Here is a 14,214-nt window from a genome sequence, read left to right on the forward strand (position 1 = left end):
CGTTTCAGCCCACTGCCGCCGCATGTAAAGCGGCCGACGCACGCCAAGCGTCGAAATCCGCGCGATGCCAATCGAGTTCGACGCCCACGCGTCGCGTGCCTTCGCGAATCTTCGGTTTGTACAGCAGCAACGTCAGCGCATCGAGTGCGGGCCATTGGGTGAACGATAGCGCAGCTATTTCCACCGCCAGCGTTTCAAGCAAGCGCGTATGCGGCTTGCTCTCCAGATGGTCCGACACCCGGGCGCACCAGGACTCGTAATCAATCAGCTCGTGCGCGTTCTCCTCGGCCGGCACACCTCGATAGTGCAGGCTCGCATCTATGGCAACAGGCTGCGGCGCCAGATATTCCTGAGGATGCAGGCCGATACGCGTCGGCACCACGAGCTCATCGACAACGATGCGCCAGCCTCCGCCGCCCGGGCTTAATGTTCCGAGTGGTTCGTAGGGTTTCACGACATCAGCGGCTCGGCCGCATCGAGCATCATCTTCACGAAGTAGTCCGCAAAACTGCGGCGGATCACGAGGTCGAAGCTGTCGTCACCGGTCGGTAGCACCGTGACGGAGGCCTTGAAGTAGTGGCTCTGCGCGCATTGGCCAACGCCGAACAAACCCGGATGCAGATCGAGCGGACAACCGCGCGCGAGTATATCACGCGTACGCGTACCGCTGATTTCGAGCACGGTGTAACCGCTGCCGATATCGACGGCGGCCGCGAACAATCCCTTGAACGCCTCGCGTAATCTGGCCTCCATTGGCGCAGGCTGCGTCGCGGAATGCGCAGCCGTCGAACGCACGAGCCACTCGTCCGGGCCGAGCCACATCAGGTCGTAGCCATTGCCCGTTGCCGTCGTATTCGCCTTCTCGGGTGGCTTGCAACCAATCACGCTTTCCACCGCCGCAACAAACGCGGCGTCGCGCAGATCCCCACGCACGTTGACCAGTTCGAGGAACGGCCGCTCGACGAGACGAAACGCCTTCGATGCGCTCGCCTGATGTTTTTTCAGCAGACCATCCACACCTACGAGCGGCGACTCCTGCCATACGCCCTGCCCGATTGCGCGATCCACGACCGTCTGGTTGCTTCTGTTTTCATTCCACATGTTGACGTGCTCCTTCGCTGTCGTAGAACACCGAGCTGGTGATTTTTGCCGGCATCTGTTTACCGCCTGCGAGCGGGATCATCACCGACTCGCCGATCTTGTCGAGACCACCCTTGATGACGGCCATCGCGATCGAGCGCTTCAAAATAGGGCTGAAATAGCTGGATGTGACGTGACCGAGCATGGGCGCCGTATCACCCGTGAACGGACCCGGCACGATCTGCGAGCCTTCGGGAATCACAAACGACGCATCTTCGGCCAGCAAGCCGACGAGTTGCTTGCGCCCGGCCTTCGCCGTATCCGAGCGCGTCAGCGAGCGCTTGCCAAGGAAGTCCTTCGACTTAGCGACCAGTCCGCCCATGCCGAGGTCGTACGGTGTCATCGAGCCATCTGTATCCTGCCCGACGATGATGTAGCCCTTCTCCGCCCGCAGCACGTGCATGGTTTCCGTGCCGTACGGCGTGATGTCGAACTCGGCGCCAGCGGCCATCAGCGCCTCCCATACCGCACGCCCGACGTTCGCCGGCACGTTGACTTCGTAAGCAAGTTCGCCGGAGAAGCTGATCCGCATCACACGCGACGCAGCGCCCGCCACGGTCCCTTCGCGATAACTCATGAACGGGAACGCGGCGTTCGCGAAGTCGATATCACGGCAGACCTTTTGCAAGACCTTGCGGCTGTTCGGGCCCACCACGGCGAAGGTCGCCCAATGATCCGTCACCGATGCCAACCGCACCCGCATGTCGGGCCACTCGGTTTGCAGCCAGCGCTCGAGCCACGTCAGCACGCGCGCCGCGCCGCCGGTGGTGGTCGTCATCATGTAGTGCTGGTCGGCGAGGCGCACGGTCACGCCGTCATCGAAGATCATGCCGTTTTCGTCGAGCATCAGGCCGTAGCGGCACTTGCCCACTTCCAGCTTGCTCCATGGGTTCGTGTACACCCAGTTGAGCAACTTCGCGGCATCGGGACCCTGGATGTCGATCTTGCCGAGCGTCGATGCATCGAGAATGCCAACGCTCGTGCGCGTTGCCAGCGACTCGCGCGCAACGGCCGCGTGCATGTCTTCACCATTCTTCGGGAAGTACCAAGGACGTTTCCAGTTGCCGACGTCCTCGAACTCTGCACCGTTTTCCACGTGCCATTCGTGCACCGCGGTCTTGCGGACCGGATCGAGGAACTCGCCAAGCTCGCGGCCGGCGAACGTGCCGAACGTGACCGGCGTGTAGTTCGGACGGAAGGTTGTGGTGCCGGTTTCGGGGATCGTCTTGTTCAGCGCCTGAGCAAGAATCGCCATGCCGTTGATGTTGCCGAGCTTCCCCTGATCCGTGCCGAAGCCCATCGCCGTGTAGCGCTTCACGTGCTCGACCGATTCGAAACCTTCACGTGCGGCCAGGAAAATATCGGCGGCAGATACGTCATTCTGGTAATCGATAAATTGTTTAGGACCCCGTGTCGCCAGCTCACGGCCGCCGACGAGCCACAACGGCATGACCGGCGCCTCGCTGACTTCCGCCACTTGCACAGGCGTCGGACGCGCCACGATCAAACCCGCGGCACGCGCAGCGTCCACGCCGGCATCGACCGCGAAACGGATCGCACGGGCGAGCGTGAACTCACCGCCGCACGCGCCTACGCTGCTCTCGGCCTGCATCGCTTTACCGGGTACGAAGCAGAGTTTTTCGTCATGCCAGTGCGCCTTGCCGCCGGACTGCGCGAACAGGTGCAGGATCGGGCTCCAGCCGCCGGACACAGCGAGCAGGTCGCAAGACAGGTCGGCTTGCTTCGCGCCAACCGTACCGTTCGAATAGGCGCTGACCTCAACCGACGCCACGCGCAATTTGCCATGCGCCACCGTGATGACCGATCCATTCAGGACTTTCACGCCGTAGCGTTTCGCTTGGGCCTGCAATGCACCCTTGTCGTTGGCAAGACGCGGGTCAACTACCGTGACCTGCGCGCCTGCCGCTTTCAGATCAAGCGCGCATTGATAGCCGCTGTCGTTGTTTGTGAACACCACTGCATTGCGTCCCGGCAGAACAGCATAGCGATGCAAATACGACGACACCGCCGACGCCAGCATCACGCCCGGCAGATCGTTGTTGCCGAACACAATCGGCCGTTCCTGCGCACCCGTGGCAAGAATCACCCGCTTGGCGCGCACTTTCCACAGCAGTTCCCGCGTACCCTTGCGCATCGATACCGGCAAATGCTCGGTCAAACGCTGCGTGATCGTGACGAGGTTGTGATCCTGATAACCGAACGCGGTGCTGCGGGACAGGATCTTCACATCCGGCATCTTGCGCAGTTCAGCTTCAATTTTTTGCGCCCACTTCAAGCCGGGTGCACCATCGATTTCCGTGCGATACGACAGCAGCGAACCGCCGAGTTCAGGCTGGTCATCGACGAGAATCACGCGTGCACCCGACAAGCCGGCGGCATGCGCCGCCGCGAGACCCGAAGGACCGGCGCCAACCACGAGCACGTCGCAATGCGAGAAGCACTTGTCGTAGCGGTCCGCATCCACGTGTTCGGGCGCCTTGCCCAAACCCGCCGCATCGCGGATCACTTCTTCGTATTTCGGCCAGAACTTGCGCGGCCACATGAAGGTCTTGTAGTAGAAGCCCGCCGGAATAAACCGGGCGATCTTCTGGTTCACCGCCATGCGATCGTTCTCGATACTCGGCTTGGCATTCACGCTGGTCGCCACCAACCCCTGATACAACTCGATCTCGGTGGCGCGTGCATTGGGCACCGTATAAGCGCCGGTTTCAAGTTGAACCACTGCATTCGGTTCGGCCACATCGGCCGTCACAATGCCGCGCGGCCGGTGATACTTCCAGCTACGCGCCACGAAATGCACGCCGTTCGCGAGCAACGCCGAGGCGAGCGTATCGCCCTGATGGCCCTGATACGTCTTGCCGTTGAACGTGAACGTGAGCGCGATGGCGCGATTGATGCGCCCGCCCGTGGCGAGTCGGTCTTTCTGGCTCATTTGGATTGTCCTTCTTCTTTCTGTTCCATCACGGCGAGCGGCCGGGCGAACGTTTCATAGCCCTGGAATGCGTAACTCACGGTGTCGCGTTGCGCCATGAACCAGCGGCGGCAACCTTGCGCGTGCATCCATTGCTCACGATGCACGCCGCGCGGGTTCTTGCGCATGAACAGGTAGTCGCCCCATTCTTTGTCGGTGAGCTTTTCGGTGTCGAGCGGACGGGCGATATCGGCTTCGCCGCCGCACGAGAATTCGCTTTCGGCGCGTGGCCCGCACCAGGGGCATTCAATCAGCAACATGTCTTATCTCCTGTGTCGACCAGAGTTGGCGCTTTAGCGCCTTACTCTGGTCCCATGCAATCTCGATGCGGTCGACCAGAGTTGGCGCAAAGCACTTACTCTGGTCCCATGCAACCTTGGTTGCCTCGGTTAGTGGGCGAACTAATGGGCGACGGCCGCAGCGCCGTGCTCGTCGATCAGGTGACCCGTGTAGAAACGGTCGATGGAGAACGGCGCGTTCAACGCGTGAGGCTCGTCGTGCGCGATGGTGTGCGCATAGGCCCAGCCCGAACCCGGCGTCGCCTTGAAGCCACCCGTGCCCCAGCCGCAATTGAAGTACAGGCCTTTCACGTCGGTCTTGCTGATGATCGGGCACGCATCCGGCGACACATCCACAATCCCGCCCCACTGACGATTCATGCGCACGCGCGAGAACACCGGGAACATCTCGACGATCGCCTCCAGCGTCCCTTCAATGATGTGAAAACTGCCGCGCTGACCAAAACCCGTGTACTGATCGACACCGGCGCCGATCACGAGATCGCCCTTGTCGGACTGGCTGATATACGCGTGCACCGCGTTCGACATCACCACTGTATTGACCACCGGCTTGATCGGTTCGGACACAAGCGCTTGCAGCGGATGGCTTTCCAACGGAAGCCGGATGCCGGCCATGTCGGCAAGCGAAGAGGTATTGCCGGCAGCCACGACCGCGACCTTCTTGGCCTTGATGAAACCCTTGGTGGTATCCACGCCGATCACCTGGCTGCCGTTACGGCGAATACCTGTCACCTGGCAGTTCTGCACGATATCCACGCCTGCCTGATCCGCACCGCGCGCAAAACCCCATGCCACGGCGTCATGACGAGCAACACCACCACGCCGCTGGATGGACGCACCGAGCACCGGATAGCGGCTATTCAGGTTGATGGTCGGCTCGATCTGCTTGATCTGCTCAGGTGTGAGGAATTCGGCATCGACACCATTCAGGCGGTTCGCGTTCACCCGACGTTCAGTATCCCGAACGTCTTGCAACGTATGTGCGAGATTCATCACGCCGCGCTGGCTGAACATAACGTTATAGTTCAGGTCTTGCGAAAGCCCTTCCCACAACTGCATCGCCTTTTCGTACAGCGCAGCCGATTCGTCCCACAGATAATTCGACCGCACGATAGTCGTATTGCGCGCCGTATTACCGCCACCGATCCAGCCCTTCTCGAGCACGGCGACGTTGCGCACGCCATGTTCCTTGGCAAGGTAGTAGGCGGTCGCGAGACCGTGCCCGCCGCCGCCGACGATCACCACATCGTATTCCTGCTTGGGCTCCGGGCTTTTCCACTGGCGTTCCCAGTTCTCGTGATACGACATGCCGTTGCGCAACAGGCTGAAGATCGAATAGCGGCTCATGGTGTTTCCTTAAACTTGTTGATGTTGCAAACGCGGTTGCCAAACCTGAAATCAGCACTCGATGACGTTCACGGCCAACCCGCCGCGTGACGTCTCCTTGTATTTCGTCTTCATGTCCGCGCCGGTTTCGCGCATGGTCTTGATCACGTTGTCGAGCGACACATAGTGCGTACCGTCGCCCTTCATGGCCATGCGCGCCGCGTTGAGCGCCTTGATCGCGCCCATCGCATTGCGTTCTATGCACGGGATCTGCACGAGCCCGCCAACGGGGTCGCAGGTCATGCCGAGGTTGTGTTCCATGCCGATCTCGGCGGCGTTCTCGACCTGCGTCGGCGTGCCGCCCATGACGGCGGCGAGCGCTGCCGCGGCCATCGAGCACGCCACGCCCACTTCGCCCTGGCAGCCGACCTCGGCACCAGAGATAGACGCCGTTTCCTTGTAGATGATCCCGATAGCCGCCGCGGTCAGCAGGAACGTGACAATGCCCTCGTCGGTCGAGTTATGCATGAACTTCACGTAGTAATGCAGCACTGCGGGGATCACGCCGGCCGCGCCGTTCGTGGGTGCGGTCACCACGCGGCCACCCGCGGCGTTCTCCTCGTTCACGGCCATCGCGTAGAGGTTGACCCAGTCGAGCATGGAGAGCGGATCGCGCAACGACTCTTCCGAATGCTTGCGCAACTGAGCGGAGAGATCGGCTGCACGACGCTTCACGTGCATCGGGCCGGGCAATTCGCCGCGTACCTTGCAGCCGCGCTCCACGGACGCGGCCATCACGCGCCAGATGGCGAGCAGGCCGTCGCGCACTTCACGCTCCGGGCGCGATGCGGATTCGTTAAGCATCGTGATCTCTGCAATCGATAAACCTGTCTCGCGGCATACGCGCATCAGGTCGTCGCCAGTGCGGAACGGATGCGGCACTCCACCGCTCGCTTGCACGCCGTTCACGCGCGTGCCCTCACTATTGATCACGAAACCGCCGCCGACCGAGTAGTACTCTTTTTCGACTACGAGCTGGCCGTTTTCATCGAAGGCCTGGAAGCGCATGCCGTTCGGATGCACAACGCTTGACCCCGGCGCGCCCGGCATCAGCTTGCGAAAGAAACCAATGTGCTCGCGCTCGTCGAATTTAACCGCCTGCTTGCCGAGCAGGTTCAAGCTCTTGCACTCGCGGATCTCCCGCAGACGCGGTTCGATCGCATCCGGATCGATCGAGTCGGGGAGATTGCCTTCGAGTCCAAGCAGCACGGCTTTATCGGTCCCATGACCCTTGCCGGTTGCACCCAGCGAGCCGAACAAATCCACCCGCACACGGCGCACGAACGCGAGCAGGTTGGCGTCCTCGATATGCGATGCGAAGCGGCACGCAGCGATCATCGGGCCGACCGTATGCGAACTTGACGGTCCGATGCCGATCTTGAACAGATCGAAAACGCTAACGTTCATGGGGTGCCTTGTTGGTGGACTGCATGGGATTTCACTAGGTAGCCATTGCACCCCACGCCAATTTCCGCTGATAGAACAAAAACGGCATGCACGTGGGATGGCGGCGTCAGTACGGCAACACGGGAGGATGGCAAGGCGCTTTAGCGATGATCGGCGTCGAAAACTGGCAGATAGTGGCCCGGGCGGCCCTGCGCCGTGGTGGTGGCACGTCACATGCTGAATAGATTGTCGAGCAAGCTAGCGAGCGTCCGCTTGCCCGCTTTCGACAACCTATGGGCGTCTCGTCGCCTGTTTTAAATAAAGGAAATCCGGCATGAAGCACTTTTCAATGGCATACGCGATCGGCGCCGTACTTTGCATCTCCAGCACAGCCTTCGCCCAAAACAACCCGCCGAGCTCGAGCACTGGCTTACAGGCTGGTGATAACGCTCAGACGACCAATCAGTCGGCGGGAACGACGGCAAATCCCGGCATGTCGCAGCACAAGAAGATGAAGCACACCGCGACATCGTCAACAGGTAGCAAAGCCGGCATGGGAACCGCAACCCCGAGCGGTCCGGGAGCCCCGGTGACGGCTAGCGGTTCGGGCAGTTAAGCGCGGCATAACGTTATTTCTATTTTGGTAAGAGGGGTGGCGAGACAAATCGGGCAGAAAAAGAGACTGAAATCAACAGCTGGAAAATCGACGCAAAAATTACGTGTCGGCGGTATACAACACTTTGAGCGTCAGGCTTATTTACCCTTTCCGGGTTGAAGAAGCGCTGAGATAAACTCTGTTGGCATTTTGGAATGCGCTCGAATCAACCAGTCATTAAACTCTCGCCCATCAGGTTTGCCCCATGAATAATGTTCTGAAGAAAGTCCTCGCGATCTTTATCGTTGCGGCTGTTGCTGCGCCGGCTGTGTCGTATGCAAAGCCGCATCATCATCACCATTACACGAAGGCCAAGCACGTCGACCACGCAGCTCATTAATTGGGCCAGCAGGTCAATATCAAGCTCGTACTAAATCAGCCTTGATGCTTTTAGAAATAGCCGGCAGACAGCTGGCTATCGGAGACGGCTTGCCCTGATCAGGGCAAGCCGTTTTCGGTTCTGCACCACGTGCAAGGCTTATCAAACCCACAGCGTAAGATCCCCGCGTAGATCCCGGTATTTCAAACCGGTTAATGACGGTGATATGCTGATTGATTACCGGGTCGCCATGTCGCCCATCACCTATGGCCCGAATGACGGCTGCACATCTTTGGCAAGCGCATGAATCCCGCTGACGCTCTTCCCCCTCAATCGCCCGACACGGCGTCCAAACAACGCATCCGTTTTGGCATTGTGTTGCTGCCGAATTTCACGCTGACGGCGTTTTCCGGCTTCGTCGATTTATTGCGCCTGTCGGCCGATGAAGGCGACTTCAGCAAGCCGGTGCGCTGCTCGTGGAGCGTGATCGGGGAAACGCTTGCGCCGGTGCGCGCGAGTTGCGGCATCCAGATCACGCCTTGGGAAACCTTCGAGAAAGCTGAGCCCTTCGACTACGTGGTGGTTGTGGGCGGCTTGCTGCATTCCGGCGCGGGCGCGAGCGATGCCACGCTGCAATTCATCCGCCGTGCCGCGACCACGGATGCGACGCTTGTCGGCATTTGCACGGGTGTGTTTTCCCTGATGCGGGCGGGTGTGCTGGATGGTTACCGCATCTGTGTGAGCTGGTTCCACTACTGGGATTTCGTCGAGCGTTTTCCAGGTGTGAATGAGGAGATGCTGGTCGCAGACCGTTTGTTCGTGATGGATCATCGTCGCATTACGTGCTCGGGCGGAAGGGCTTCCATTGATGTTGCCGCGGCAATCCTTCTGCGCCATTTCGAGGCCGCCACGGTACAAAAGGCGTTGCGCATCTTGCTGGTGGACGACATGCAGAAGGGCAATGCGCCGCAGCCGCATCCGCCGGGGCTTGCGCCTGCCACGCATCCGAAAGTGAAGCGGGCAATCCTGCTGATGGAACAGCACGTGGGGCGTTCGTTGACGCTCGATGAGCTAGCGCACAAGCTGGATTTATCGACGCGGCAGCTGGAGCGTTTGTTCAAGGCGGAGACCGGCAAGGCTCCGCAGGCCTACGCGAAGCAGGTCAGGTTGCGCACGGCGGCCTGGTTGCTGACGAGTTCCGACAAGACGGTGGCGGACATTGCGTCGAGTTGCGGCTTTTCCGATGCGTCGCATCTAGGGCGGGAGTTCAGGAAGCAGTTCGGGCTTCCACCGATGATGTATCGCGAGCAGCGTGGCACGGCAACACCCGACGATGCCGCGAGCGCCGCGACGCTCGACCTTGCGGCGGATTTCGATGAGACTTTTCCGGGGCGAGCCCAGGCTATCTAGACCTTTGTCACCCGCGCCGGCAGACCCCTTTTGGTCCACCGGCGCGAACAAACTTTACTGCGCCGCTACATACGCCTTCACAGCCGGCAACCCATCCTTGCCGTCAAACGTCTTCACCCCCGCCAGCCACTTATCCAGCACGGCCGGATTCGCCTTCAGCCACTGCTTCGCAGCGACATTCGGATCGGTCTTGTTCATGATCGGCGTCATCACGTGATTCTCGATGTCCGTCGAAAACCGCAGGTTATCGACCAGCTTCGCCACATTGGGGCAGCGCGCAGCATAATCCGGCGGCGTTACCGTCAGCACCTTGGCCTCACCATAGTTCGGCCCGAACACATCGTCGCCGCCACTCAGGTAGTCAATTTTCATTGTCACGTTCATCGGATGCGGTTCCCAACCCAGGAACACAATCCACTTCTTCTCGCGAATCGCACGGCCCACTTCCACCAGCATGCCGGCCTCGCTCGACTCGACCATCTTGAACTTGCCAAGCCCATACTGATTTGAATCGATCATCTTCTTGATCAACGCGTTACCGTCATTACCCGGCTCGATGCCGTAGATCTTGCCGTCAAGCTTGTCGTAGTTCTTGGCAATATCGGCGAATGATTTCAGGCCGCCGTTATACGCGTAGTCCGGCACCGCCAACGTGTATTTCGCGCCCGTCAGGTTAGGCGCCGGCAATACCTTGACTTGGCCCGCCTTCTGGAACGGATCGACAATGGGGTCCATCGTCGGCGACCAGTAACCCAGGAATACGTCGATCTGCTTGTTCTTGATACCGGCAAACGTGATGGGCACCGAGGCGATGGTCTTCGTCGGCTTGTATCCGAGGCCCTGCAGCACGGTGGTCGCCAGACCCGTGGTCGCGGCAATATCGGTCCAGCCCACATCGGCGAAACGGACGTTCTGGCACGTGGCCGGATCAGCCGCAAACGCGCCGCCGGACATCGTGAGATTCAGCAAGACAGCCAGCGCGCACGATGACGCGATTCCGTGAAGTTTCATGTTTTCTCCCTATTTTGGAAACCACCAGACACGACGATGCCGCGCCCCAATGAGCGCACCACGTCTAAAAATGGATCACTAAAAGATCACTAAGCCGACTGCCTGCGCTCAATACTCGGCGCGTGGCCAAACTGCGCGCGGTATGCCTTGCTAAAGTGACACGGCGAATGAAAGCCGCACACGGCCGTCACACGTGAGATCGATGCATCGGTATTACGCAGCAACTCACGCGCTCGCCGCAGCCGCAGCGTGAGGTAATAATGCGTCGGCGAAACACTCAGGAACATCTTGAACATGCGCTGCAAGTGGCGCTGCGAAAGCTTCACCAGCCGCGCGAGCTCTTCAAGCGACAACGGCTCTTCAATGTTCGCCTCCATCAACCGCACCACCTCGATCAACTCAGCCCTCGAAAAACCCACACGCGCATCAACAGGAATGTGCTGGTAATCGGTCGTGCCGCGAATCCGCTCCACGATGAATTGCTCGGACACCTGCGCCGCATGGGCCTGCCCAAGCCGCTGGCCAACCAGGTTCAGCATCAGGTCAAGCGGCGCGGTCCCGCCCGTGCAGGTCACGCGATCGCGGTCGATCACAAAGAGTTCATCGGCGAATCGCACGTCGGGGAAACGCTTGTGCAACGGCGACATGTCCTCCCAGTGCACCGTGCATCGATACCCATCCAGCAAGTTCGCCGCGAGCAACGCATACGCGCCCGTGCACACGCCGCCAAGCGGCACACCTTGCGCCGCGACGTGCTGAAGCAACGCAATCACCCTGTCATCCACGTAATCACGCACATGCCAGCCCGCGCAGACGATCAGCACGTCGGGCATGCCCGCTTCAGCCAGTGTTTTCGTCGGCTTCACGGTAATGCCGTTGCTCGCGCGCGCCGGTTCGCCGTCCGGGGTGATCACCGACCACGTGTAGTGCTCGGCCCGGCCGACGTAGTTCGCCATGCGCAACACTTCGATCGCGCTGGTGAACGCGATCATCGAAAAATTAGGCAGCGTCAGGAACCCGAAGTGCGCAAGCTTCGATAACGGTGAATTCTCAGGAGGGTGAATCCTGTCCGGCACCATCGCGTCGCGTTTCATCGGGTTTTTATCCTTAGGGCCCTGGCCTGGCTTTATTTCGACTTCGCTGCCTGATTGCTTATTTTCCTGCTCAGCTTTGCTGCGCAGCCGGTGCGCGGCGCACGCGCATCACGCTGCGAAGTCCCGACAACAACGGTGCCCGCGCCATACCCGGCGACCGGCCAAAGCTTTCCGTAATACGGTCAAGAATGATCGCGAGCAGCACCACCGACAAACCGCTCTCAAACCCCAGCCCGATATCCAGCCGCTGAATACTCGCCAGCACGTCGTTGCCCAGACCGCCGGCGCCGACCATCGAAGCGATGATCACCATCGACAGCGCCATCATGATGGTCTGGTTGACGCCGGTCATGATGGACGGCAACGCGTTCGGAAACTGCACCTTGTAAAGCAATTGCCACGGCGTGCAGCCGAATGCCTGACCCGCCTCCACGATCTCCCGATTCACATGCTTGATACCCAGCGACGTCAGGCGCACAGCAGGCGGCATGGCGAAGATAACCGTCGACAGGATCCCCGGGACGCGGCCAAGACCGAACAGCATGGCAGCCGGAATCAGGTACACGAACGCGGGCATGGTCTGCATCAGGTCGAGCACCGGACGCACGATCGTCTCGATGGTCTTGCTCTTCGCCGTCCAGATGCCGAGCGGAATGCCGAGCAGCAAACTGATCAGGGTGGCGGACAGCGTGAGGCCGAGCGTGATCACCATCTCGTCCCAGAAGCCCGTGGCATAGATCAGCAGCAACGACAGCAACGTGAATAGCGCAAACCGCCAGCCGACGCGCCACAAGCCGATGCCGACGAAGATCGCCATCATCAGCCACATCGGAATGGACTGCAGGCCGTGTTCGATCAGCGCCGCGAAGCTCTCGATGACTCTACCGATTGCGTCGAAGGTGTTTGCATCGTGGTCGAGCAGGTATTTGACACCGTGATCGACCCACGTACCGAGCGGGATAATTTCAGACATGGGAACCTCGATGCCGAGTCAGAGCCTTGAGAACATTCGTCTTGTTGACCGAACCACAATACGATCCGTCCGCCTCGACCACCGGCAACGGCGCGCGGCTGTTGACCACCCGGCTGACGACAACGTCAAGCGGCGTGGTGCGCTGGATACATTCGATAAGATTGATTTCCGGGGACGCCTGCCCGATCGCATCGCGGCACACGAAACCGCGAATCTTGCGCTCATGGTCCATCACGAACGCGTAGTCGGCGCTGCCGTTGAGCGCCTGCGAGACGCTCGATGCGTCGATCTGCGAACCGTGCTTCATCAACGGCACCACGTCCGTCTGCATCAGGTCGCCGGCGGTCAGGTAACGGCTGGTGTCGATTCCTTCGAAGAACGCCCGCACGTAGTCATCGGCGGGGTTCGAGATGATTTCCTGCGGCGTGCCGATCTGCACCACCTTGCCGCCTTCCATGATCGCGATACGCGTACCAATGCGCAGCGCTTCCTCCAGATCGTGCGACACGAACATGATCGTGCGCTGCTGTTCGCGTTGCAGATCAAGCAGCACGTTCTGCATTTCCTTGCGTTTGAGCGGGTCAAGCGCGGAGAACGCCTCGTCCATGATCATCAGCGATGGATTCACGGCCAGCGCCCGCGCCAGGCCCACGCGCTGCTGCATGCCGCCCGACAACTGCGCCGGCAGCTTCTGCGCGAACGGCGCAAGACCCACTTGCTCCAGCACGGCCATCGCGCGTTTCTCGCGTTCCTTGCGCCCGATGCCCGCTACTTCGAGCCCGAACGCGGCATTCGACAACACCGTGCGTTGCGGCATCAGCGCGAACGACTGGAACACCATGCTCATGTCCTTGCGGCGCAGCGACGTGAGTTCGGAACGCGGCACGGACGCCACATCGCGGCCATCGATCAGCACCTTGCCGGCGGTCGGTTCGACCAGCCGGTTGATGAGGCGGATCAGTGTCGATTTGCCTGAACCCGACAAGCCCATCAGCACGAAAATCTCGCCTTCCTTCACTTCGAAGGACACGTTGTGGACGCCGACAATCTGTCCGGTGCGGGCGAAAACTTCTTCCTTCGTTGCGCCGCCGGCAAGCATGTCGATCGCCTGCTTCGGGCTCGTGCCGAACACCTTGCACAGGTTTTCGACCACGACCTTGTGGGAATTCATCGAACGCTCTCCTGGTTGGCGGACGTGCGTCCGCGCTCTGCATACATAGTTGCCAGAAAAAAGTGCGGGTTGCCGACTATTTCCGACAGTCACATGTGGAAATACGACACTCCGATTTGCCATTTTTGGCAGATGGAAAGCCGGAGCCTTGTAGGGCATGGCTTTGCGGGGAGTGTGGAGCCAATTTTGGCGTTTTTTTACATGTCGCGCCAGAGCAAGTGGACCGTCGATTCGTAAAGTTTTTTGGGGCTTATTTGAGTTTTGGACGGTGTGTCGTCCGGGTTGCGGAGGCTTTTTCCGTCCGGCTCATCATATTCCAGGAATGTGGCCGGATGGACGATGTCGGGATTTGGCTGCTTTGCAGCGCTTGTGAACAGG

At 60.1% G+C, this 14,214-nt stretch carries 13 protein-coding genes; 3 read left to right on the plus strand and 10 right to left on the minus strand.

What is annotated here, in order from left to right; genetic code table 11:
* Positions 1-4 precede the first annotated feature (4 nt).
* The 6 genes from FH08_RS0103000 to FH08_RS0103025 form a co-directional block, all read right to left on the minus strand.
* The gene (locus FH08_RS0103000; RefSeq protein ID WP_031356897.1) at positions 5-454 is read right to left on the minus strand and encodes a dihydroneopterin aldolase; all 450 of its coding nucleotides are present in this window, start codon (positions 452-454) and stop codon (positions 5-7) included.
* Positions 451-1,101 (minus strand): sarcosine oxidase subunit gamma, encoded by a 651-nt coding sequence (locus FH08_RS0103005; RefSeq protein WP_031356898.1) that lies wholly within the window; start codon positions 1,099-1,101, stop codon positions 451-453. Before FH08_RS0103005 ends, FH08_RS0103000 begins: the two co-directional genes overlap by 4 nt.
* Positions 1,091-4,093 (minus strand): sarcosine oxidase subunit alpha family protein, encoded by a 3,003-nt coding sequence (locus FH08_RS0103010; protein WP_031356899.1) that lies wholly within the window; start codon positions 4,091-4,093, stop codon positions 1,091-1,093. The genes FH08_RS0103005 and FH08_RS0103010 overlap by 11 nt, the downstream gene beginning before the upstream one ends.
* The gene (locus FH08_RS0103015) at positions 4,090-4,392 is read right to left on the minus strand and encodes a sarcosine oxidase subunit delta (RefSeq protein WP_031356900.1); all 303 of its coding nucleotides are present in this window, start codon (positions 4,390-4,392) and stop codon (positions 4,090-4,092) included. The genes FH08_RS0103010 and FH08_RS0103015 overlap by 4 nt, the downstream gene beginning before the upstream one ends.
* Before the next feature lie 141 nt (positions 4,393-4,533).
* On the minus strand, positions 4,534-5,778 hold the full coding sequence (locus tag FH08_RS0103020) for a sarcosine oxidase subunit beta family protein (RefSeq protein ID WP_031356901.1): 1,245 nt from the start codon (positions 5,776-5,778) through the stop codon (positions 4,534-4,536).
* Between the two features lie 51 nt (positions 5,779-5,829).
* Positions 5,830-7,224 carry an L-serine ammonia-lyase gene (locus FH08_RS0103025; protein WP_031356902.1) on the minus strand — a complete coding sequence of 465 codons (1,395 nt, stop codon included), beginning with the start codon at positions 7,222-7,224 and terminating at the stop codon, positions 5,830-5,832.
* A 313-nt stretch (positions 7,225-7,537) separates the two neighbouring features.
* On the opposite strand from FH08_RS0103025, the gene FH08_RS0103030 reads away from it, so the two are divergent.
* From FH08_RS0103030 to FH08_RS0103040, 3 genes are all read left to right on the plus strand, one after another.
* Positions 7,538-7,819, plus strand: a complete 282-nt coding sequence (locus tag FH08_RS0103030) for a hypothetical protein (protein ID WP_031356903.1) — start codon at positions 7,538-7,540, stop codon at positions 7,817-7,819.
* Between the two features lie 244 nt (positions 7,820-8,063).
* Positions 8,064-8,198 carry a hypothetical protein gene (locus tag FH08_RS53975; protein ID WP_268810816.1) on the plus strand — a complete coding sequence of 45 codons (135 nt, stop codon included), beginning with the start codon at positions 8,064-8,066 and terminating at the stop codon, positions 8,196-8,198.
* Between the two features lie 282 nt (positions 8,199-8,480).
* Positions 8,481-9,587: a GlxA family transcriptional regulator gene (locus tag FH08_RS0103040; RefSeq protein ID WP_031356904.1), complete on the plus strand. Its 1,107-nt coding sequence runs from the start codon at positions 8,481-8,483 to the stop codon at positions 9,585-9,587.
* Positions 9,588-9,641: 54 nt separating this feature from the next.
* Here FH08_RS0103040 and FH08_RS0103045 read toward each other — a convergent pair whose 3' ends face one another.
* The 4 genes from FH08_RS0103045 to FH08_RS0103060 all read right to left on the minus strand — a co-directional run bounded on the left by FH08_RS0103045 (position 9,642) and on the right by FH08_RS0103060 (position 13,836).
* Positions 9,642-10,541, minus strand: a complete 900-nt coding sequence (locus tag FH08_RS0103045) for a choline ABC transporter substrate-binding protein (RefSeq protein ID WP_419177980.1) — start codon at positions 10,539-10,541, stop codon at positions 9,642-9,644.
* 146 nt (positions 10,542-10,687) lie between these two features.
* Positions 10,688-11,692 (minus strand): GlxA family transcriptional regulator, encoded by a 1,005-nt coding sequence (locus tag FH08_RS0103050; RefSeq protein WP_031356906.1) that lies wholly within the window; start codon positions 11,690-11,692, stop codon positions 10,688-10,690.
* Positions 11,693-11,762: 70 nt separating this feature from the next.
* Complete coding sequence (gene choW, locus FH08_RS0103055; RefSeq protein ID WP_031356907.1) at positions 11,763-12,665, minus strand: choline ABC transporter permease subunit; 903 nt, start codon at positions 12,663-12,665, stop codon at positions 11,763-11,765.
* Positions 12,658-13,836, minus strand: a complete 1,179-nt coding sequence (locus tag FH08_RS0103060; RefSeq protein ID WP_031356908.1) for a quaternary amine ABC transporter ATP-binding protein — start codon at positions 13,834-13,836, stop codon at positions 12,658-12,660. The genes choW and FH08_RS0103060 overlap by 8 nt, the downstream gene beginning before the upstream one ends.
* Positions 13,837-14,214 lie beyond the last annotated feature (378 nt).

The organism is Caballeronia sordidicola (genome assembly GCF_000729995.1).
GTDB lineage: Bacteria > Pseudomonadota > Gammaproteobacteria > Burkholderiales > Burkholderiaceae > Caballeronia > Caballeronia sordidicola_A.

Coding starts and splice junctions, on each gene's coding strand:
- FH08_RS0103030 (WP_031356903.1), top strand. CDS start 7,538: ATGAAGCACTTTTCAATGGCATACGCGATCGGCGCCGTACTTTGCATC.
- FH08_RS53975 (WP_268810816.1), top strand. CDS start 8,064: ATGAATAATGTTCTGAAGAAAGTCCTCGCGATCTTTATCGTTGCGGCT.
- FH08_RS0103015 (WP_031356900.1), bottom strand. CDS start 4,392: ATGTTGCTGATTGAATGCCCCTGGTGCGGGCCACGCGCCGAAAGCGAA.
- FH08_RS0103025 (WP_031356902.1), bottom strand. CDS start 7,224: ATGAACGTTAGCGTTTTCGATCTGTTCAAGATCGGCATCGGACCGTCA.
- FH08_RS0103060 (WP_031356908.1), bottom strand. CDS start 13,836: ATGAATTCCCACAAGGTCGTGGTCGAAAACCTGTGCAAGGTGTTCGGC.
- choW (WP_031356907.1), bottom strand. CDS start 12,665: ATGTCTGAAATTATCCCGCTCGGTACGTGGGTCGATCACGGTGTCAAA.
- FH08_RS0103045 (WP_419177980.1), bottom strand. CDS start 10,541: ATGTCCGGCGGCGCGTTTGCGGCTGATCCGGCCACGTGCCAGAACGTC.
- FH08_RS0103010 (WP_031356899.1), bottom strand. CDS start 4,093: ATGAGCCAGAAAGACCGACTCGCCACGGGCGGGCGCATCAATCGCGCC.
- FH08_RS0103040 (WP_031356904.1), top strand. CDS start 8,481: ATGAATCCCGCTGACGCTCTTCCCCCTCAATCGCCCGACACGGCGTCC.
- FH08_RS0103005 (WP_031356898.1), bottom strand. CDS start 1,101: ATGTGGAATGAAAACAGAAGCAACCAGACGGTCGTGGATCGCGCAATC.
- FH08_RS0103020 (WP_031356901.1), bottom strand. CDS start 5,778: ATGAGCCGCTATTCGATCTTCAGCCTGTTGCGCAACGGCATGTCGTAT.
- FH08_RS0103050 (WP_031356906.1), bottom strand. CDS start 11,692: ATGAAACGCGACGCGATGGTGCCGGACAGGATTCACCCTCCTGAGAAT.